At 55.5% G+C, this 19,790-nt stretch carries 17 protein-coding genes; 7 read left to right on the top strand and 10 right to left on the bottom strand.

Annotated features, from left to right (window positions below):
• Positions 1-3 precede the first annotated feature (3 nt).
• The gene (gene zapD, locus DFO52_RS14880) at positions 4-747 is read right to left on the bottom strand and encodes a cell division protein ZapD (protein WP_029741233.1); all 744 of its coding nucleotides are present in this window, start codon (positions 745-747) and stop codon (positions 4-6) included.
• On the bottom strand, positions 747-1,367 hold the full coding sequence (gene coaE / locus DFO52_RS14875) for a dephospho-CoA kinase (RefSeq protein ID WP_029741234.1): 621 nt from the start codon (positions 1,365-1,367) through the stop codon (positions 747-749). The genes zapD and coaE overlap by 1 nt, the downstream gene beginning before the upstream one ends.
• A 228-nt stretch (positions 1,368-1,595) precedes the next feature.
• Between coaE and DFO52_RS14870 the strand changes: the two genes are divergently transcribed.
• Positions 1,596-2,639, top strand: a complete 1,044-nt coding sequence (locus tag DFO52_RS14870; protein WP_023310407.1) for a GMP reductase — start codon at positions 1,596-1,598, stop codon at positions 2,637-2,639.
• Between the two features lie 41 nt (positions 2,640-2,680).
• Here DFO52_RS14870 and hofC read toward each other — a convergent pair whose 3' ends face one another.
• The 4 genes from hofC to nadC all read right to left on the bottom strand — a co-directional run bounded on the left by hofC (position 2,681) and on the right by nadC (position 6,753).
• Complete coding sequence (gene hofC, locus DFO52_RS14865; RefSeq protein ID WP_133550667.1) at positions 2,681-3,865, bottom strand: protein transport protein HofC; 1,185 nt, start codon at positions 3,863-3,865, stop codon at positions 2,681-2,683.
• Entirely contained in the window at positions 3,855-5,237 is a 1,383-nt protein-coding gene (gspE, locus tag DFO52_RS14860) for a type II secretion system protein GspE (protein ID WP_133550666.1), read from the bottom strand. Before gspE ends, hofC begins: the two co-directional genes overlap by 11 nt.
• A gap of 10 nt (positions 5,238-5,247) precedes the next feature.
• The gene (gene ppdD, locus DFO52_RS14855) at positions 5,248-5,685 is read right to left on the bottom strand and encodes a prepilin peptidase-dependent pilin (protein ID WP_133550665.1); all 438 of its coding nucleotides are present in this window, start codon (positions 5,683-5,685) and stop codon (positions 5,248-5,250) included.
• A 174-nt stretch (positions 5,686-5,859) separates the two neighbouring features.
• Positions 5,860-6,753 (bottom strand): carboxylating nicotinate-nucleotide diphosphorylase, encoded by an 894-nt coding sequence (gene nadC, locus DFO52_RS14850; RefSeq protein WP_038417651.1) that lies wholly within the window; start codon positions 6,751-6,753, stop codon positions 5,860-5,862.
• Positions 6,754-6,840: 87 nt separating this feature from the next.
• On the opposite strand from nadC, the gene ampD reads away from it, so the two are divergent.
• Positions 6,841-7,392 (top strand): 1,6-anhydro-N-acetylmuramyl-L-alanine amidase AmpD, encoded by a 552-nt coding sequence (ampD, locus tag DFO52_RS14845; protein ID WP_047646641.1) that lies wholly within the window; start codon positions 6,841-6,843, stop codon positions 7,390-7,392.
• Between the two features lie 9 nt (positions 7,393-7,401).
• Complete coding sequence (ampE, locus tag DFO52_RS14840) at positions 7,402-8,256, top strand: beta-lactamase regulator AmpE (RefSeq protein WP_023310413.1); 855 nt, start codon at positions 7,402-7,404, stop codon at positions 8,254-8,256.
• Positions 8,257-8,274: 18 nt separating this feature from the next.
• On the opposite strand, the gene DFO52_RS14835 is transcribed toward ampE, so the two are convergent.
• The 4 genes from DFO52_RS14835 to DFO52_RS14820 all read right to left on the bottom strand — a co-directional run bounded on the left by DFO52_RS14835 (position 8,275) and on the right by DFO52_RS14820 (position 12,441).
• A complete protein-coding gene (locus DFO52_RS14835; protein ID WP_133550664.1) occupies positions 8,275-9,225 on the bottom strand; it encodes a family 43 glycosylhydrolase in 951 nt (316 codons plus the stop codon).
• A gap of 10 nt (positions 9,226-9,235) precedes the next feature.
• Complete coding sequence (locus DFO52_RS14830) at positions 9,236-10,633, bottom strand: MFS transporter (RefSeq protein ID WP_133550663.1); 1,398 nt, start codon at positions 10,631-10,633, stop codon at positions 9,236-9,238.
• Between the two features lie 164 nt (positions 10,634-10,797).
• Entirely contained in the window at positions 10,798-12,168 is a 1,371-nt protein-coding gene (aroP, locus tag DFO52_RS14825) for an aromatic amino acid transporter AroP (protein WP_029739677.1), read from the bottom strand.
• A 27-nt stretch (positions 12,169-12,195) separates the two neighbouring features.
• Positions 12,196-12,441, bottom strand: a complete 246-nt coding sequence (locus DFO52_RS14820; RefSeq protein WP_133550662.1) for a hypothetical protein — start codon at positions 12,439-12,441, stop codon at positions 12,196-12,198.
• A 263-nt stretch (positions 12,442-12,704) separates the two neighbouring features.
• On the opposite strand from DFO52_RS14820, the gene pdhR reads away from it, so the two are divergent.
• The 4 genes from pdhR (at position 12,705) to lpdA (ending at position 19,766) form a co-directional block, all read left to right on the top strand.
• Positions 12,705-13,469: a pyruvate dehydrogenase complex transcriptional repressor PdhR gene (gene pdhR / locus DFO52_RS14815; protein WP_008501960.1), complete on the top strand. Its 765-nt coding sequence runs from the start codon at positions 12,705-12,707 to the stop codon at positions 13,467-13,469.
• 123 nt (positions 13,470-13,592) lie between these two features.
• Positions 13,593-16,256, top strand: a complete 2,664-nt coding sequence (aceE, locus tag DFO52_RS14810; RefSeq protein WP_023310418.1) for a pyruvate dehydrogenase (acetyl-transferring), homodimeric type — start codon at positions 13,593-13,595, stop codon at positions 16,254-16,256.
• Between the two features lie 14 nt (positions 16,257-16,270).
• Positions 16,271-18,166, top strand: a complete 1,896-nt coding sequence (gene aceF / locus DFO52_RS14805) for a pyruvate dehydrogenase complex dihydrolipoyllysine-residue acetyltransferase (RefSeq protein ID WP_133293791.1) — start codon at positions 16,271-16,273, stop codon at positions 18,164-18,166.
• A 175-nt stretch (positions 18,167-18,341) separates the two neighbouring features.
• Positions 18,342-19,766 carry a dihydrolipoyl dehydrogenase gene (gene lpdA / locus DFO52_RS14800; RefSeq protein WP_003856313.1) on the top strand — a complete coding sequence of 475 codons (1,425 nt, stop codon included), beginning with the start codon at positions 18,342-18,344 and terminating at the stop codon, positions 19,764-19,766.
• The last annotated feature ends 24 nt before the right edge of the window (positions 19,767-19,790 follow it).

Raw genomic sequence — 19,790 nt, 5'->3', positions numbered from 1 at the left:
TCCTTAACAACAGGCCAGTTCAAAATCGAGACGTTCCGGCACGGTGCCATTTTCACTGTCCAGCGGCATAAAGCGAATCGCAAAGCGGCTCTTATGCCCGGAAATCTGTGGGTAAAGCTGTTCGCCAAGCGACAGGTTGAGACGCAGAAGATCGGCATCATCACCGTTATCCTGGAAGAAACCATTCAGGCTGGTTTGCTTGCGGAACGGCGCAGAATTACGGATCAGATCGAGGATCAGCGACAGCGTCTGGTGCATTGGCTCCAGGCTTGCCAGCCAGCTGTTCACCTGTGCGTCACGCTGCGCCTGTGGCATATGTAGCCACATATGCAGCGTCGGCAGGTCGAAGCTGCAGCAGCCGCCAGGAATGCTCAGACGCTGGCGCACCAGGCCAATCAGGCGGTCTTCACGCAAAAACTGCCCGACGCGCGGCGCGGCCATCAGGACGGTGCTACTGCTTTTCAACTGCTGGCGGAGCGCGTCGATACGGCTCTGGTCTACGCCGGGGACCTCTGTCCATGCCTGCAATTTACGCTGCTGGCGCTCCAGCTCTTTGAGTAATTCTGTGCGGACATCGCCGCGTTCAATTACATCCAGCAGATCGCCCACGTTGCGGAAGAAGTGCAGCGCCGTGGCATGATCGTTAACAGGCAGATGTTGTGAAAGTTGTTGAATAAGAAATTCGATGCGCAGCCAGGTGCGCATTTTTTCGTTGAGCGGATGCTCAAAAAGGATGTGTGTCGACATTATGGTTTTTCCTGTGCAACGGCCTGCGCGGCGAACGTCAGATACTGCGCGTGCAGACGGGCAACATCCGATGCAATGGCATCTGGTGCGCCGTTATTATCAATAACATCATCCGCCACGGCAAGGCGCTGAGCGCGCGTAGCCTGAGCGGCAAGAATTTGTTCAGCATGCTCCCGCGAGACGCGATCGCGCGCCATGGTTCTCTGGATTTGCGTTTCGGGTGCGACATCAATCACCAGCACACGATCGGCTTTCTTCTGCAGCTGATTTTCAACCAGTAGCGGAACCACCCACAGGACATAGGGCGAGCGGGCTGCGGCTATCTGACGTTGAGTTTCCTGGTGGATGATGGGGTGGAGCAGGGCATTAAGCCAGGCTTTTTCCGCAGAATCAGAAAAAATGCATTCGCGAAGCTGACGGCGATTCAGTGTGCCATCGGCATTGATGACTGCCTGACCAAAATGTTCTGCGATGACCTTTAGCGCGGGTGTATTGGGCTCTACCACCTGGCGGGCAATGATATCGGCATCAATAATCGTGATACCCAAACGAGAGAACGCGTCCGCAACGGTACTTTTGCCACTACCGATGCCGCCGGTTAATGCGACGATATACCCCATTAATTCAAATCCTGGGAATTATTCATTATTAAAATCAGTTGATTAAAACTCTTAGGTGCGCCAGCAACTGTTTAGCCCCGTTTACCGGCTTTTTACCAGGTAAATTTATAGGATTGTAGCGTAAAAAAAGAGAATTTCGCAGTCTTGCGGAGCAGGTATTAGTGCGTATGATAACGTCACTGGAGTTGTGCTTTTAACATATTTGCCTCTAACCCCAGGAATCCGCACATGCGTATCGAAGAAGATCTGAAGTTAGGTTTCAAAGACGTTCTTATCCGCCCTAAACGCTCTACACTGAAAAGTCGCTCAGACGTTGAACTCGAACGTCAATTCACCTTTAAGCATTCCGGTCAGACCTGGTCTGGCGTGCCGATCATCGCTGCCAACATGGATACTGTGGGAACCTTTGAGATGGCAACCGCTCTGGCACAGTTCGACATTCTTACCGCCGTGCACAAGCATTACAGCCCTGAAGAGTGGAATGCGTTTGTTGCGTCCGCGTCTGCTGACGTGGTGAAGCATGTGATGGTCTCCACCGGTACCTCCGATGCGGATTTCGAGAAGACCAAGCAGATCCTGAATGCTAACCCGGCGCTCAACTTCGTCTGTATTGACGTGGCGAACGGTTACTCCGAGCACTTTGTGCAGTTTGTCAGCAAGGCGCGCGAGGCCTGGCCGACGAAAACCATCATCGCGGGCAACGTGGTGACCGGTGAAATGTGTGAAGAGCTGATCCTTTCCGGCGCAGATATCGTGAAAGTGGGTATTGGCCCTGGCTCCGTGTGCACGACACGCGTCAAAACCGGCGTCGGTTATCCGCAGCTTTCCGCAGTCATTGAATGTGCCGATGCGGCGCACGGTCTGGGCGGCCAGATCATCAGCGATGGCGGCTGTACCATGCCGGGCGACGTTGCGAAAGCCTTCGGCGGCGGCGCGGACTTCGTGATGCTCGGCGGTATGCTGGCTGGCCACGAAGAGAGCGGTGGTACCGTTGTTGAAGAGAATGGCGAGAAATTTATGCTGTTCTACGGCATGAGCTCTGAATCCGCGATGACCCGTCACGTCGGTGGCGTGGCAAAATACCGTGCGGCAGAAGGCAAAACCGTGAAGCTGCCTCTGCGCGGCCCGGTTGAATACACCGCGCGCGATATCCTCGGCGGCCTGCGCTCGGCCTGCACCTACGTTGGGGCATCCCGCCTGAAAGAACTGACTAAACGTACGACGTTTATTCGCGTTCAGGAACAGGAAAACCGCGTATTCAATAGCCTGTAATGGCTTCGGCTGGCGCATGCCCGTGCGCCAGCACTGTTCAACTACCCCGCGCTCATCGCATCCCCCAGATGGAAAATCGGCAGGTACATTGCCACCACTAGCGTGCCGATGATGACCCCTGTCACAATCAGAAGCACTGGCTCGAGAAGTGCCGCCAGATTATCTGCCCGTTGAAAGGTCTGTTCCGTGTGATGTCGGGCGAGGTTTGCCAGCATGATGTCCAGCGCACCTGACATTTCACCGGTTCGTAAAAGCTGAATACACAGCGGGGTAAAGATGGCCGCTTTCTGAAAGGATGACCAGACGGGGAGACCTTTTTCAATGTCCTCCCGAACGCAGCGGAGTATCCCCTGCCAGTAACAACTTTCAACGGTCTCCTCTGCGCTCCCCAGGCCCTGTAAAAAGGGGATACCGGCCTGCTGCGTGAGTGACAGTACGGTAAAGATGTGTCCCAGTTTTTGTCCTTTTGCCAGCGCGCCCATCACGGGCATGTGCATCAGCATGCGCTGCCAGCGAGGGTTCTGCCGCAGAGCCCAGGCGGTGGCAAAGGGCGCTAATAACGCGGCGAACAATGCGAGGGCATATGACCGCATAAATGCGGCCATCCCCATGACCATTTGTGTCAGCATCGGGAGCGGCGTGTTAAATGTTTTGTAGATCGCGGCAAACTCGGGCAAGACCAGAATGACCATCGCCAGCACCACGAGTACGGCCAGCGTCAGGACGATCGCCGGGTAGCGCAGGGCCTTTTTCACCTTCTCTCTGAGCTGCTGCTGCGCTTTTTGCTGCTGCGCGAGCTGGCGGCAGCACTCCTCCAGCTTTCCTGTGAGCTCACCGGTTTTCACCATCGAGATATGCAGTGGGCTAAACACCGCTGGCCACTTTTTTAGCGAATCAGAAAAGGGGGAACCCTCACTGAGCTCATCGGCAATGCTTTGCAGCAGCGCCTGCCATGGTTTTAACGGATGTTGCTCTGCCAGCATCTGCAGGCTGTGGGACAACGTCAGCCCCGCCTGCAGAAGCGTTGCGAGCTGGCGAAACATCTCGCAGCAGTGATGCGGCCGCCAGCGGTGTCGCTGAGCGCATCGGGTCAGCGCCAGAGGATGGAGATCGCTACGCATCAGCCTGGTGAAGGCGGCAGTGCGGTCTGTGGCCCAGAGCGTTCCGCTTCGGAGTTCTCCTTCTTTGGTGAGCGCTCGCCAGCGCCAGAGCTGATTAGCAGCCATCCGGCATTCCCAGCACGCGCACCAGCTCTTCGATCGTGGTCAGCCCTTGCTCGACGGCCATACAGCCGTGCTCAAAAAGAGAAATCATTCCCGCCTGCCGGGCGCTCGCCTCTATCACTTCGATTCCCGCCCCGCTGGCAATGGCCTGACGCAGGTCATTGTCGATCGCGAGTACTTCAAAAATGGCCACGCGGCCATAAAAACCATGATAACAGCGATCGCAGCCGGTGGGCTGCCAGCGAGGAAGTGGTCTGGACCATACGGCGCGCGGAAATTCAGCATGCTCGCTTGCTTCCCGGCGACAGTGCGGACACAAACGCCGGACCAGTCTCTGGGCAATCACCATCGACAGCGCGGAAGATATCATCCAGCGCGCGACGCCCATCTGCTCGAGGCGAATCAGGGTTTCCGTCGTCGAGTTGGTGTGCAGCGTTGACAGCACCAGATGACCGGTCTGAGCGGCATTAATGGCAATTTCTGCCGTTTCGCCGTCACGGATTTCGCCGACCATAATGATGTCTGGATCCTGACGCAGCAGCGCCCTCAGCACGCTCTGGAATGTTAAACCCGCCCGGGGATTAATCTGCGTCTGGTTTAATCCCGCAAGGGGGATCTCAATGGGATCCTCTACGCTACAGATGTTGACGTCGGGGGTGTTACGCGCCTGCAGCGCGCTATACAGCGTCACGGTTTTGCCGCTGCCGGTAGGGCCGGTGACCAGAATTAGCCCCTGCGGCTGGTGGAGGACCTCAGTAAAACAGGCCAGCTGTTCAGCACTCATGCCAAGCGCGCTTGGCTCAAGGGCCTGCTGAACCTGATGCAGGAGACGCAGCACAATTTTCTCACCACCGCTGCAGGGAAGCGTTGCGATCCGAAACGAGACCGGCGCGTTTGCCAGCTCAATCGTAAACTGACCGTCCTGAGGTAAACGACGTTCTGCAATATCCAGATTACCCAGCACCTTTAAACGAGCGCTGAACAGGCTGGCCAGCGAGGCGGAAAGCGGAGGCTGGGGGCAAAGAACCCCGTCGATGCGCAAACGGATCTGGCATGCGTGCTCCATCGGTTCGATATGAATGTCGGAGGCGCGCTGGCTGATTGCCTGCTGCAGCGTGTAATTGAGGATATCCACCGTCGAGTGTGTTTGCGAAACGACGGGCAGATGCGATTGTGACGTTAGCTGCCGGTGTTTTTCAATGCGCTCAGCGCTCCAGCACTCAATATCAATCCGTTTCTGGGTCGCGAAGCGCAGCGCCTCCATGAGTTCAGCCGCGGGGCTGCCCGCGACGGCGATGCTGACCATGTCACTGTCGCTGGTGAGCAGCAGAGCGTGATGGCGCTGACAAAGCGCCACGAGTTGATCGGTATTCATTATCCGCTCCTCAGTTATTGTCGAAGCGGAAAACGTCTTCGCAGGCCTGTTTCAGGGCGCTGTCCGCGCTGATATTGCAGTCACGCGTCCAGCCCGTCATACCGTTGCCGTCGCTCCACCGTGGCGTCATGGTTACCGTCAGCCCGTTAAGACTCTCCTGTCCTGTTAAGGTCACGGTCCCTTTTGCCACGTTCATTCCCGAAACGTAGCGCGTCGTGGTGGGGGAAGAAATACCGTTACTGCCGGCGTCGCAGCTCTCCACGCCACCGTGATCCAGTGCGCAAAGCTCAATGGCCGTACGGTAGGGAACAAAGGTTTGCAGCATATCGGTCAGCGCCGCCTTGCGCAGGTAGTTCTGATAGGCGGGAACGCCGATGGCGCTCAGAATCGCAATGATGCCAATGACCACCATCAGCTCAATGAGTGTGAATCCTTGTTGTCTGTTCATATCTGCTCCTTATGCAAAGTGGCGCTACTTTGTCAGCGGGAAAGAGCAGAAACGAGAGGCAAAAAAGGGAACGGGAAGGAGGCTTCCGAGAATTTTTTCAGTGTTGCAGGGCAGAACAGCGGATCTGCGAGCGGGGCTGAAATTCCCCTCTCCGGGTGGAGAGGGGTGAATGCGTTACTTGAAGCGCATTGAGAGGTCGAGGGCGCGAACGTGTTTGGTCAGCGCGCCGACGGAGATGTAATCCACGCCGGTTTCGGCGAATTCACGGATCGTTTCGAAAGTGACGTTCCCGGACACTTCAAGCTGGGCCCGGCCGTTAGTCAGTTTTACCGCCTCGCGCATCTGCTCTGTTTCGAAGTTATCGAGCATGATGATATCGGCCCCGGCCTTAATCGCCTGCTCCAGCTCTTCCAGGCTTTCGACTTCTACCTCGACAGGTACATCCGGGTGCAGCCAGAAGGCTTTCTCCACCGCCTGACGCACGGAGCCGGAGGCAATAATGTGGTTCTCTTTAATCAGGAAGGCGTCGGATAAGCCCAGGCGATGGTTTGCGCCGCCGCCGCAGAGCACCGCATACTTCAGCGCGGTGCGCAGGCCTGGCAGCGTTTTGCGGGTATCCAGCAGCTGGGTGCGGGTACCGGCCAGCAGGTCAACGTAGCGACGCACTTCACTGGCCACGCCAGAGAGCGTTTGTACAAAATTGAGCGCGGTACGTTCGCCGGTCAGCAAGACGCGGGAAGGACCGTCCAGTTCGAACAGCGGCTGGTTTGCCGTAATTGCATCGCCGTCTTCAACGTGCCAGATAATCTGCACATCATCACCCGCCAGCTGGGTAAAGACCTCTTCAACCCAACGCTTGCCGCAAAAAACGCCCTCTTCACGGGTGATAATGACCGCGTGGGAGCGCGTCTCTTTTGGCAACAATTGTGCGGTAATATCCTTATCAGCGTTAACGTCACCGCCCAGATCTTCTTTCAAAGCATGGGAGACGCTTGCCGGAATATCCATATTAATACGTTCCAGAAGCGCTTCACGTCGGTGGTCGGGGTTGTAGCGGCGAGGCGGCATGATAAAACTCCAAATTGGTAACGAATCATAATATTGAAACATGCTACTCTGAACCGAGTCATTGCACCATACAGAAGGAGTTCCAGCATGTTGTTAGAAAACGGATGGCTGGTGGATGCGCGGCGTGTGCCCTCGCCGCACCACGATTGCCGCCCGGAGGATGAAAAGCCCACACTGCTGGTGGTTCATAATATTAGTCTCCCGCCGGGTGAATTTGGCGGCCCGTGGATCGATGCGTTATTCACGGGAACGATTGATCCCGATGCTCATCCCTTCTTTGCTGAAATTGCACATCTGCGCGTATCGGCTCACTGCCTGATTCGTCGCGATGGTGAAGTGGTTCAGTATGTTCCCTTTGATAAGCGCGCCTGGCATGCCGGGGTGTCGATGTATCACGGGCGCGAACGGTGCAACGATTTTTCTATCGGGATTGAACTGGAAGGCACGGATACCACGCCCTACACCGATTCACAGTATCAACAGCTAGCGGCAGTGACCCGCACGCTTATCGGCCTCTACCCGGCTATCGCCGACAATATCACGGGACACAGTGATATTGCCCCGGAGAGAAAAACCGATCCCGGCCCGGCCTTTGACTGGCCCCGATTTCGCGCCATGCTCACCGCGTCGTCAGAATAAGGAGATACCATGACGTTGTTTACCATGCTGCTGGTTATCATCGCTGAACGCCTGTTCAAGCTCGGCGAGCACTGGCATCTGGATCACCGGCTGGAGGTGTTGTTCCGCCGTATCAAACATTTTTCCATGCTGCGCACGCTGCTGATGATGGCAGGGGTGATGGTCATTACGTTCCTGCTCCTGCGCTCGCTGTACGGACTCTTTTTCAACGTGCCGCTGCTGGTGGTGTGGATCCTGCTTGGGGTGCTGTGCATTGGTGCGGGCAAGGTGCGTTTACATTATCACGCATACCTGAAAGCCGCCTCCCGTGACGATGCCCATGCGCGCGGTGCCATGGCGAGCGAACTAACCATGATCCACGGCGTGCCGCCGGACTGCGACGAGCGCGAATTCCTGCGCGAGCTGCAAAACGCGCTGCTGTGGATTAACTTCCGTTACTATCTTGCGCCGCTGTTCTGGTTTGTAGTGGGTGGCCCGCTGGGGCCGGTGCTGCTGATGGGATATGCGTTCCTGCGCGCCTGGCAGACCTGGCTTGCCCGTTATCTGACGCCGCATGAACGCCTGCAGTCCGGTATTGACGCCATCCTGCACGTGCTCGACTGGCTCCCGGTGCGTCTGGTGGGCGTGGTCTATGCGTTGATTGGTCACGGTGAAAAAGCGCTGCCCGCCTGGTTCGCTTCTCTTGCCGATCGCCATACGTCGCAGTATCAGGTGCTAACGCGTCTGGCGCAGTTCTCGCTGGCGCGTGAGCCGCATACCGACAAGATTGAAACGCCGAAGGCCGCTGTCTCCATGGCGAAGAAAACGTCGTTTGTGGTGGTGGTGATCGTGGCGCTGCTGACGATTTACGGCACGCTGGTGTAGGCCAGCGCGCCGCAAAGGCTAAAACGTATCCGCGGGCGGGATGCCGAAATCAGGCATCCCGTTTTCATTCCAGCGGACGCGCTTCAGGCGTGTATGGCGGTTCGGATCGTACAGCGGGTCGCCCTCAATTTCGGTGTAATTGCGCGCGTGATACACCAGCACATCTTCCCCTTCCTGCGTTTGCGTAAAGCTGTTGTGTCCCGGGCCGAACTGGCGATTTTCGTAGCTGGTAACGAACACCGGACGCGGGGATTTGTGCCAGTTTGCCGGGTTTTGCGGATCGGCATTCAGGTCTATCCACAGTAGACCCATGCAGTAATTCTCGTCGGTAGCGCTGGCGGAATAGCTGATAAACAGCTTATCGCCATGAACCAGCACCGCCGGGCCTTCGTTGACCCAAAACCCGCGACGCTCCCAGTCATACTCCGGCTTGCTGAGCATCACCGGCTCGCCTTTCAGCGTCCACGGGTTCTCCATTTCACAGAGATAAAGATTGGAGTTGCCGTTGATGTCCGGCGCTTTTTGCGCCCACAGATACCAGCGTTTCCCCTGATGAACAAAGGTGGTAGCGTCCAGAGCGAAGGTATCGAAAGGCGTTTTGATTTGCCCTTTCTCAACCCACGTGCCGGTGAGCGGATCGCTGTCGGCACATTCAATGGCAAACATACGGTGCTGGAACATACCGAGCGCGTCGAGCGCCTGGGTGTGCGTCGCAGCAAAATAGATGTACCACTTCCCGTCAATGTGATGCAGTTCCGGCGCCCAGATCAGCTGGCTCATCGGACCGGTGTCGGGTTTGCGCCAGACCACCACTTCTTCGGCATTACGTAAGCCTTCCAGCGAGTCCGCGCGGCGGATCGCCAGCCTGTCGTACTGCGGCACGGAGGCGATGAAATAGTACCGCCCCTCATGGCGTAAAATGTACGGGTCGGCACGTTGTTCGATAAACGGGTTTGGCCAGGTTTGCATTCTGCTTTCCTTATTTAGTCTCAGCGGCTTTGAGTTCCTGATAATCATTCAGCTCGCGGTAGTTGCTGCGGCGTTTTTCCAGATCGAGCTGGATCTGCTTCATGGTTTCGCGGTCCACTTTCAGCAGGCGCACCACGCCAGCGGTAATTAAGTATCCAACGCCGGGAATGACGGTAAAGAGCAGCACGATCCCATTAATGGCGTCCGAGCTTTGCGCTTTTGCGCCCGCGTCATAGCCGTACCAGGAGAGCAGGAAGCCGACCATCGCCCCGGCAATCGCCAGCCCCAGCTTCAGGAAGAAGATGTTGCCGGAGAAGCTGATCCCGGTGATGCGCTTACCGGTCTTCCACTCGCCGTAGTCGTCCACGTCGGCCATCAGCGACCAGTGCAGCGGAGACGGGATCTGGTGCAGGATGTTCAGCAGGAAGTAGAGCACCACGATGGTGACGGTGGCTTTCGGGTCGAAGAAATAAAAGGCGGTTGAGAAAATCGCCAGAACGATATTGGTCCAGAAGAAGACCTTGAGCTTACACCAGCGGTCTGTCAGCACTTTTGCCAGCACGCTGCCGAGCATCATGCCGACCACGCCCAGGCTGATAAACAGCGTGGCGAAGTGGGTGCTCTGGCCCATCACCCAGGTGACGTAATACATGGTGGCCGCCATGCGGATAAAGCCCGGGCAGACGTTGCACAGGGTCAGGAGCAGAATGCGTACCCACTGGTCGTTCTTCCACACGTCTTTCAGATCGTTTTTCAGTTCGTCGTTGGTCTGTACCGCCGGACGCACGCGCTCGCGCACGGTGGCGAAGCAGAACAGGAACATGCAGGTTCCAATCAGCGCCAGCACGGTCATCGCCATCTGATAGCCTTTGGCCTTGTTATCCCCGCCAAACCAGTCGGCCATCGGCAGCAGCGTTAATGAGAGCAACAGCGTGGCGATGCCGACCAGCACGAAGCGATACGACTGGCAGGCCACGCGCTCTTTTGGATCGTTGGTGATCACCCCGCCCAGCGAGCAGTAGGGAATGTTGATGGCCGTATAGGTTAAAGAGAGCAGGAAATAGGTGACAAACGCATAGATAACTTTGCTGTTATAGCTCCACTCCGGCGTGGTGAACATCAGAATGCTGAACAGCGCGTAGGGGAAGGCGATCCACAGCAGCCATGGACGAAACCGGCCATATTTACTGCGGGTACGGTCGGCAATCGCGCCCATGATCGGGTCCGTTACGGCGTCAATTACGCGGACGGAAAGCAGCAGCACGCCGACCAGCGCAGGGGCGAGGCCAAAAATATCCGTATAAAAATAGTTAACAAACAGCATGATGGCGCCGAAGATGATGTTGCATCCCGCGTCGCCCATCCCATAGCCGATCTTTTCTTTTACTGACAGTGTGTTGTTATCCATCGACAGCTCTCCGGTTTACGGTATGGAGAGAATTATTTGCTGGCAAAGGAATATATGCGTTGCAGTATCAGGGCGGTGATATGGATAAATGCGCTGTGGGCGTGAAAGTGTGAGGGAGGTAACAACGCGCGGCACCCGCAAAAGCAGGCGCCGCGGAGAGAGGCTTAGTGTGCTTTCATAGCATTACGGCTTTTCTGGCTGAACAGATAGCCTACGCCAAGGATCGCAATCCAGACCGGGATCAGGTAGACGGAAATCGCCATACCCGGGGTGATCAGCATGATCACCAGCACGGCCGCCATGAACACCAGGCACACCCAGTTGCCCAGCGGATAGAGCAGGGCAGGGAAGCGGGTGGTGACGCCCTGCTGCTGTTTTGCGCGGCGGAACTTCATGTGCGCCAGGCTGATCATCGCCCAGTTGATGACCAGGGCAGAGACCACCAGCGCCATCAGCAGGCCAAACGCCGATTCCGGTGCCATATAGTTAATGAGCACGCACAGCGCGGTCACAACCGCCGAAACCAGAATGGTGTTTACCGGCACGCCGCGCTTATCAACGTTGAGCAGCGCTTTTGGCGCGTTGCCCTGCTGGGCCAGGCCGAACAGCATGCGGCTGTTGCAGTATACGCAGCTGTTGTAAACGGAGAGCGCTGCGGTCAGAACAACCACGTTGAGGGCGTTTGCGACAAAGGTGTCGCCCAGCTCGTGGAAGATCAGCACAAACGGGCTGGTGTCAGCGGTCACGCGCGTCCACGGCAGCAGGGAGAGCAGCACGGCCAGCGAGCCCACATAGAAGATCAGGATGCGGTAGATAACCTGGTTAGTGGCTTTTGGAATGCTCTGCTCCGGGTTGTCGGCTTCCGCGGCGGTGATGCCCACCAGCTCCAGGCCGCCGAAGGAGAACATGATGATGGCCATCATCATCACCAGGCCGGTCATGCCGTGAGGCAGGAATCCGCCCTGTTCCCAGAGGTTGCGCACGGTTGCCTGCGGGCCGCCGTTGCCGCTGAACAGCAGCCAGCCGCCGAAGATGATCATCGCCACTACGGCAATCACCTTAATAATGGCAAACCAGAACTCCATTTCACCGAACACTTTTACGTTGGTCAGGTTAATGGCGTTAATAATGACGAAGAAAGCCGCTGCGGAGGCCCAGGTTGGGATCTCGGGGTACCAGAACTGAATGTATTTCCCGACGGCGGTAAGCTCAGCCATGGCAACCAGAACGTACAGCACCCAGTAGTTCCAGCCCGATGCAAAACCGGCAAAGCTGCCCCAGTATTTATAGGCAAAGTGGCTGAAGGAGCCTGCGACCGGCTCTTCAACGACCATTTCACCCAGCTGGCGCATAATCAGAAAGGCAATAAAACCGGCTATCGCGTAACCCAAAATAATGCCGGGACCGGCTGACTGGATAACGGACGCGCTGCCCAGAAACAGGCCGGTACCAATCGCACCGCCCAGTGCGATGAGCTGTATATGGCGGTTTTTAAGCCCGCGCTTTAGCTGATCGCCGTGCTGTTGAGCTTCCATTTGAAACCTCGTGTGTGGTTGTTATGTTCACGCTGTGCGTGTGTAATTATGAAAATCCATATCTGTATTTATTTCTTTACGGTTAACGAGACCGAAAAAAGCGGAGATGACTTCCGTAAGCGCAAGAATAGTGGTAAGTGCCTGCGAATGCACCTGCTTTATGAAGGGGTGATGACGACTTGAATAAAAAGAAAGCATTTGTAAATCGGCCCGCTTATTCGTACTAACCCAACCTATAGAATAGAAATGCGCCATAAGTGGGCGAATTTTCATTATTTGCCTTGTTGAATCGCTTCAGATTGCAAAAACCCTCGTTTCATTATGGTTAAAACTCCCTCTTAAGGAGTAATCAACTCATTTGTGCAAAGTTACATTTCTGAAACGTTATTTCTGTAAGGTTGTTAAAATGTGCAGGGTTTACTGATTTCAATCAAAACCAATATGGACAGAAGGTGAATACTTTGTTACTTTAGCGATACGAAATAGAAATTGGTAAGACCAATTGACTCCGGGCAAAAAGGCGTAAGACAGGGAATATGGCCTACAGCAAAATTCGCCAACCAAAACTATCTGATGTGATTGAGCAGCAGCTGGAGTTTTTAATCCTCGAAGGGACTCTGCGCCCGGGTGAGAAACTTCCGCCAGAACGCGAGCTGGCAAAACAGTTCGACGTTTCACGTCCCTCTCTGCGTGAGGCGATTCAACGTCTCGAAGCAAAGGGCTTGCTGCTTCGTCGCCAGGGCGGCGGAACCTTTGTGCAAAACAGCCTGTGGCAGAGCTTCAGCGATCCGCTGGTAGAACTTCTCTCTGACCACCCAGAATCCCAGTTTGACCTGCTTGAGACCCGTCACGCGCTTGAAGGTATTGCGGCCTATTACGCCGCCCTTCGCAGCACTGATGAAGATCGCGTGCGTATCCGCGAACTGCATCAGGCCATTGAACGGGCACAGCAGTCCGGCGACTTAGACGCCGAGTCCAGCGCCGTCGTCCAGTATCAAATTGCCGTCACCGAAGCGGCCCACAACGTGGTGCTCCTCCATCTGCTACGCTGCATGGAGCCCATGCTGGCCCAGAACGTTCGTCAGAATTTTGAATTGTTGTATGCCCGTCGGGACATGCTCCCACTGGTAAGCAACCATCGCACCCGAGTATTCGAGGCGATAATGGCCGGGGAACCGGAGCAGGCGCGCGAAGCGTCGCACCGCCATCTGGCTTTCATTGAGGAAATCTTGCTGGACCGCAGCCGTGAACAATCGCGTCGCGAACGTTCATTACGCCGCATACAGCAACGAAAGGATTAAGCGCCAGGTACTTTTAGAGCGCGGCAACTAAACGCAGAACCTGTCTTATTGTGTTCTTGCCCAAGAGCACAATGGGACAGGTTCCAGACAAATCAACGTATTAGATAGATAAGGAATACCCCCATGTCAGAACGTCTCCAAAATGACGTGGATCCGATCGAAACTCGCGACTGGCTACAGGCGATCGAATCGGTCATCCGTGAAGAAGGTGTTGAGCGCGCTCAGTATCTGATTGATCAGCTGCTTTCTGAAGCCCGCAAAGGCGGTGTGAAGGTTGCTTCAGGTGCAGGGGCTAGCAACTACGTAAACACGATTGCCGTCGAAGACGAACCGGAATACCCGGGCAATCTGGATCTGGAACGTCGTATCCGTTCTGCAATCCGCTGGAACGCCATCATGACCGTTCTGCGCGCATCCAAGAAAGACCTGGAACTGGGTGGCCACATGGCGTCCTTCCAGTCTTCTGCGACCGTTTACGAAGTGTGCTTCAACCACTTCTTCCGTGCAGCGAACGAGAAAGACGGCGGCGATCTGGTGTACTTCCAGGGCCACATCTCTCCGGGCATCTATGCACGTGCATTCCTGGAAGGTCGTCTGACTGAAGAGCAGATGAACAACTTCCGTCAGGAAGTACACGGTAAAGGTCTGTCTTCTTACCCGCACCCTAAACTGATGCCTGAATTCTGGCAGTTCCCGACCGTATCTATGGGTCTGGGCCCAATCGGTGCGATCTATCAGGCTAAATTCCTGAAATACCTGGAACACCGTGGTCTGAAAGACACTTCTGAGCAGACCGTTTACGCCTTCCTGGGCGACGGCGAAATGGATGAGCCAGAATCCAAAGGTGCGATCACCATCGCAACCCGTGAGAAGCTGGACAACCTGTGCTTCATCATCAACTGTAACCTGCAGCGTCTGGATGGTCCGGTAACCGGTAACGGCAAGATCATCAACGAACTGGAAGGCATCTTCGCAGGTGCTGGCTGGAACGTGATCAAAGTCATGTGGGGCGGTCGTTGGGATGAGCTGCTGCGTAAAGACACCAGCGGTAAACTGATCCAGCTGATGAACGAAACCGTTGACGGTGACTACCAGACCTTCAAATCCAAAGACGGTGCCTACGTTCGTGAGCACTTCTTCGGCAAATATCCTGAAACCGCAGCACTCGTTGCTGACTGGACTGATGAGCAGATCTGGGCTCTGAACCGCGGTGGTCACGATCCGAAGAAAGTCTACGCTGCACTGAAAAAAGCGCGTGAAACTAAAGGTAAAGCGACTGTAATCCTGGCCCATACCATCAAAGGTTACGGCATGGGTGATACCGCAGAAGGTAAAAACATCGCTCACCAGGTTAAGAAAATGAACATGGACGGCGTGCGTTATATCCGCGACCGTTTCAACGTTCCAGTGACCGATGAGCAGGTAGAAAACCTGTCTTACATCACCTTCCCGGAAGGTTCTGAAGAGCACAAGTACCTGCACGAACGTCGTCAGGCGCTGAAAGGCTACCTGCCAGCTCGTCAGCCAAACTTCACCGAGAAGCTGGAACTGCCAGCGCTGGAAGACTTCTCTCAGCTGCTGGAAGAGCAGAACAAAGAAATCTCCACCACCATCGCTTTCGTTCGTGCTCTGAACGTGATGCTGAAGAACAAGTCGATCAAAGATCGTCTGGTTCCAATCATCGCCGACGAAGCGCGTACTTTCGGTATGGAAGGTCTGTTCCGTCAGATCGGTATCTACAGCCCGAACGGCCAGCAGTACACCCCGCAGGACCGTGAGCAGGTTGCATACTACAAAGAAGACGAGAAAGGTCAGATCCTGCAGGAAGGTATCAACGAGCTGGGCGCAGGCGCATCCTGGCTGGCTGCTGCGACCTCTTACAGCACCAACAACCTGCCGATGATCCCGTTCTACATCTACTACTCCATGTTCGGGTTCCAGCGTATCGGTGACCTGTGCTGGCAGGCAGGCGACCAGCAGGCTCGCGGCTTCCTGGTAGGCGGTACCTCCGGTCGTACGACTCTGAACGGTGAAGGTCTGCAGCACGAAGATGGCCACAGCCACATTCAGTCTCTGACTATCCCTAACTGTATCTCTTACGACCCGTCTTACGCGTACGAAGTGGCAGTCATCATGCATGACGGTCTGCAGCGCATGTACGGTGAAGCGCAAGAGAACATTTACTACTACATCACTACCCTGAACGAAAACTACCACATGCCGGCAATGCCAGCAGGTGCCGAGGAAGGTATCCGTAAAGGTATCTATAAACTCGAAACCATCGAAGGTAGCAAAGGTAAAGTTCAGCTGCTGGGCTCCGGCTCTATCCTGCGTCACGTACGTGAAGCAGCGCAGATCCTGGCGAAAGACTACGGCGTGGGTTCCGACGTGTACTCTGTGACCTCCTTCACTGAACTGGCGCGTGATGGCCAGGATTGTGAGCGCTGGAACATGCTGCACCCACTGGAAACTCCACGCGTTCCGTACATCGCTCAGGTGATGAACGACGCGCCAGCGGTGGCGTCTACTGACTATATGAAACTGTTCGCTGAGCAGGTTCGTACTTACGTTCCAGCTGATGATTATCGCGTTCTGGGTACTGACGGCTTCGGTCGTTCTGACAGCCGCGAAAACCTGCGTCACCACTTCGAAGTTGATGCTTCTTACGTGGTTGTAGCAGCACTGGGCGAACTGGCTAAACGTGGCGAAATCGATAAGAAAGTGGTTGCGGATGCAATCACCAAATTCAACATCGATGCAGAAAAAGTTAACCCGCGTCTGGCGTAAGAGGTAAAAGAATAATGGCTATCGAAATCAATGTACCGGACATCGGGGCTGATGAAGTTGAAATCACCGAGATCCTGGTCAAAGTAGGCGACAAAGTTGAAGCTGAACAGTCGCTGATCACCGTAGAAGGCGACAAAGCCTCTATGGAAGTCCCGTCTCCTCAGGCTGGCATCGTTAAAGAGATCAAAGTCTCTGTTGGCGATAAAACCGAGACTGGCAAACTGATCATGATTTTCGATTCCGCCGACGGTGCAGCAGCTGCTGCACCTGCGCAGGAAGAGAAGAAAGCCGCTCCGGCCGCCGCTGCTCCAGCAGCTGCCGCGAGCGCGAAAGAAGTGAACGTGCCTGACATCGGCGGTGACGAAGTTGAAGTCACTGAAATCCTGGTGAAAGTGGGCGACACCGTTGCGGCCGAGCAGTCACTGATCACCGTAGAAGGCGACAAAGCCTCTATGGAAGTGCCAGCTCCGTTCGCGGGTACCGTTAAAGAGATCAAGATCAACACCGGCGACAAAGTGTCTACCGGCTCGCTTATCATGATCTTCGAAGTGGCGGGTGCTGCACCTGCTGCCGCGCCTGCGCAGGCCGCTGCTCCGGCTCCGGCTGCTGCACCAGCAGCTGCTGGCGGCGCGAAAGACGTTAACGTACCGGACATCGGCGGTGACGAAGTTGAAGTGACCGAAGTGATGGTGAAAGTGGGCGACAAAGTTGCCGCTGAACAGTCACTGATCACCGTTGAAGGCGACAAAGCTTCTATGGAAGTGCCGGCGCCGTTCGCGGGTACCGTTAAAGAGATCAAGATCAGCACCGGCGACAAAGTGTCTACCGGCTCTCTGATCATGGTCTTCGAAGTGGAAGGCGCTGCGCCTGCCGCAGCTCCGGCTGCCGCGGCTGCTCCAGCACCGGCTGCTGCACCGGCTCAGGCTGCTAAACCAGCCGCTGCCCCTGCTGCTAAAGCAGAAAAATCTGAGTTCGCTGAAAACGACGCTTACGTCCACGCGACCCCGCTGATTCGTCGCCTGGCGCGCGAGTTCGGTGTGAACCTGGCGAAAGTGAAAGGAACCGGCCGTAAGGGTCGTATCCTGCGCGAAGACGTTCAGACCTACGTGAAAGACGCGGTGAAACGCGCCGAAGCTGCACCTGCTGCAGCCGCTGGCGGCGGTATCCCGGGCATGCTGCCATGGCCGAAAGTGGACTTCAGCAAGTTCGGCGAAATCGAAGAAGTGGAGCTGGGCCGCATCCAGAAAATCTCTGGTGCTAACCTGAGCCGTAACTGGGTGATGATCCCGCACGTTACGCACTTCGACAAAACCGATATCACCGATCTGGAAGCGTTCCGTAAACAGCAGAACGCTGAAGCTGAGAAGCGCAAACTGGACGTGAAATTCACCCCAGTAGTCTTCATCATGAAAGCCGTTGCCGCTGCCCTTGAGCAGATGCCACGCTTCAACAGCTCCCTGTCCGAAGACGGCCAGAAGCTGACGCTGAAGAAATACATCAACATCGGTGTTGCGGTTGATACGCCAAATGGTCTGGTTGTTCCGGTCTTCAAAGACGTGAACAAGAAGAGCATCACTGAGCTGTCCCGTGAACTGACTGTGATCTCCAAGAAAGCGCGTGATGGTAAGCTGACTGCCGGCGAAATGCAGGGCGGCTGCTTCACTATCTCCAGCATCGGCGGCCTGGGTACCACCCACTTCGCACCGATTGTTAACGCGCCGGAAGTGGCTATCCTCGGTGTGTCCAAGTCCGCGATGGAGCCGGTGTGGAATGGCAAAGAGTTCGTGCCGCGTCTGATGATGCCAATCTCTCTGTCCTTCGACCACCGCGTGATCGACGGTGCTGATGGTGCGCGCTTCATCACCATCATCAACAACATGCTGAGCGACATTCGCCGCCTGGTGATGTAATCGAAAAGCCGGCCAGTCGGCCGGCTTTTTTCTGATAATCTCATGGTGTTTGTGAGGTTATTGGCGAAAGCGACAATTCGTGAGCCGTTTGTTGTTTCAAAATTGTTAACAATTTTGTAAACTGCGGGCGGATAGAACGACCCGGTGGACGACGGGTATAAATTAAGAGGTCATGATGAGCACAGAAATCAAAACTCAGGTCGTAGTACTTGGGGCAGGCCCGGCAGGTTACTCCGCAGCATTCCGTGCAGCGGATTTAGGTCTGGAAACCGTCATCGTAGAACGTTACAGCACCCTCGGCGGTGTTTGTCTGAACGTCGGCTGTATCCCTTCTAAAGCGCTGCTGCACGTAGCGAAAGTTATCGAAGAAGCCAAAGCGCTGGCTGAACACGGTATCGTCTTCGGCGAGCCGAAAACCGATATCGACAAAATTCGTACCTGGAAAGAGAAAGTTATCACTCAGCTGACCGGCGGTCTGGCGGGTATGGCCAAAGGCCGTAAAGTGAAAGTGGTAAACGGTCTGGGTAAATTCACCGGTGCGAACACCCTGGAAGTGGAAGGCGAAAACGGCAAAACCGTGATCAACTTCGACAACGCGATCATCGCGGCAGGCTCTCGCCCAATCGAACTGCCATTCATTCCGCATGAAGATCCACGCGTGTGGGATTCCACCGATGCGCTGGAGCTGAAAACCGTTCCTAAGCGTCTGCTGGTCATGGGCGGCGGTATCATCGGTCTGGAAATGGGTACCGTGTACCATGCGCTGGGTTCAGAGATCGACGTGGTTGAAATGTTCGACCAGGTTATCCCGGCTGCCGACAAAGACATCGTTAAAGTCTTCACCAAACGCATCAGCAAGAAATTCAACCTGATGCTGGAAACCAAAGTGACTGCCGTTGAAGCGAAAGAAGACGGTATTTACGTTTCCATGGAAGGCAAAAAAGCCCCATCCGAACCACAGCGTTACGACGCCGTGCTGGTGGCTATCGGCCGTGTGCCGAACGGTAAAAACCTCGACGCGGGCAAAGCTGGCGTGGAAGTGGACGACCGTGGCTTTATCCGCGTTGACAAGCAGCTGCGCACTAACGTGCCGCACATCTTTGCTATCGGCGATATCGTCGGTCAGCCAATGCTGGCGCACAAAGGTGTTCACGAAGGTCACGTTGCCGCTGAAGTTATCGCCGGCATGAAGCACTACTTCGATCCGAAAGTTATTCCATCTATCGCATACACCGAGCCAGAAGTTGCATGGGTGGGTCTGACTGAGAAAGAAGCGAAAGAGAAAGGCATCAGCTACGAAACCGCCACCTTCCCGTGGGCTGCTTCTGGCCGTGCTATCGCTTCCGACTGCGCTGACGGTATGACCAAACTGATCTTCGACAAAGAGACTCACCGCGTCATCGGTGGTGCGATTGTCGGTACCAACGGCGGCGAGCTGCTGGGTGAAATCGGTCTGGCTATCGAAATGGGCTGTGACGCTGAAGACATCGCGCTGACCATCCACGCTCACCCGACTCTGCACGAGTCCGTGGGCCTGGCGGCAGAAGTGTTTGAAGGCAGCATCACCGACCTGCCAAACGCGAAAGCGAAGAAGAAATAAATTTCTTCAGATGAAAAAAAGCGG

The organism is Enterobacter sp. AG326 (genome assembly GCF_004362415.1).
In the GTDB taxonomy this organism is placed as follows: domain Bacteria; phylum Pseudomonadota; class Gammaproteobacteria; order Enterobacterales; family Enterobacteriaceae; genus Enterobacter; species Enterobacter asburiae.
This window is presented reverse-complemented; position numbering and strand designations above follow the sequence as displayed.

Coding starts and splice junctions, on each gene's coding strand:
- zapD (WP_029741233.1), bottom strand. CDS start 747: ATGTCGACACACATCCTTTTTGAGCATCCGCTCAACGAAAAAATGCGC.
- coaE (WP_029741234.1), bottom strand. CDS start 1,367: ATGGGGTATATCGTCGCATTAACCGGCGGCATCGGTAGTGGCAAAAGT.
- DFO52_RS14870 (WP_023310407.1), top strand. CDS start 1,596: ATGCGTATCGAAGAAGATCTGAAGTTAGGTTTCAAAGACGTTCTTATC.
- hofC (WP_133550667.1), bottom strand. CDS start 3,865: ATGGCTGCTAATCAGCTCTGGCGCTGGCGAGCGCTCACCAAAGAAGGA.
- gspE (WP_133550666.1), bottom strand. CDS start 5,237: ATGAATACCGATCAACTCGTGGCGCTTTGTCAGCGCCATCACGCTCTG.
- ppdD (WP_133550665.1), bottom strand. CDS start 5,685: ATGAACAGACAACAAGGATTCACACTCATTGAGCTGATGGTGGTCATT.
- nadC (WP_038417651.1), bottom strand. CDS start 6,753: ATGCCGCCTCGCCGCTACAACCCCGACCACCGACGTGAAGCGCTTCTG.
- ampD (WP_047646641.1), top strand. CDS start 6,841: ATGTTGTTAGAAAACGGATGGCTGGTGGATGCGCGGCGTGTGCCCTCG.
- ampE (WP_023310413.1), top strand. CDS start 7,402: ATGACGTTGTTTACCATGCTGCTGGTTATCATCGCTGAACGCCTGTTC.
- DFO52_RS14835 (WP_133550664.1), bottom strand. CDS start 9,225: ATGCAAACCTGGCCAAACCCGTTTATCGAACAACGTGCCGACCCGTAC.
- DFO52_RS14830 (WP_133550663.1), bottom strand. CDS start 10,633: ATGGATAACAACACACTGTCAGTAAAAGAAAAGATCGGCTATGGGATG.
- aroP (WP_029739677.1), bottom strand. CDS start 12,168: ATGGAAGCTCAACAGCACGGCGATCAGCTAAAGCGCGGGCTTAAAAAC.
- DFO52_RS14820 (WP_133550662.1), bottom strand. CDS start 12,441: ATGAAAATTCGCCCACTTATGGCGCATTTCTATTCTATAGGTTGGGTT.
- pdhR (WP_008501960.1), top strand. CDS start 12,705: ATGGCCTACAGCAAAATTCGCCAACCAAAACTATCTGATGTGATTGAG.
- aceE (WP_023310418.1), top strand. CDS start 13,593: ATGTCAGAACGTCTCCAAAATGACGTGGATCCGATCGAAACTCGCGAC.
- aceF (WP_133293791.1), top strand. CDS start 16,271: ATGGCTATCGAAATCAATGTACCGGACATCGGGGCTGATGAAGTTGAA.
- lpdA (WP_003856313.1), top strand. CDS start 18,342: ATGAGCACAGAAATCAAAACTCAGGTCGTAGTACTTGGGGCAGGCCCG.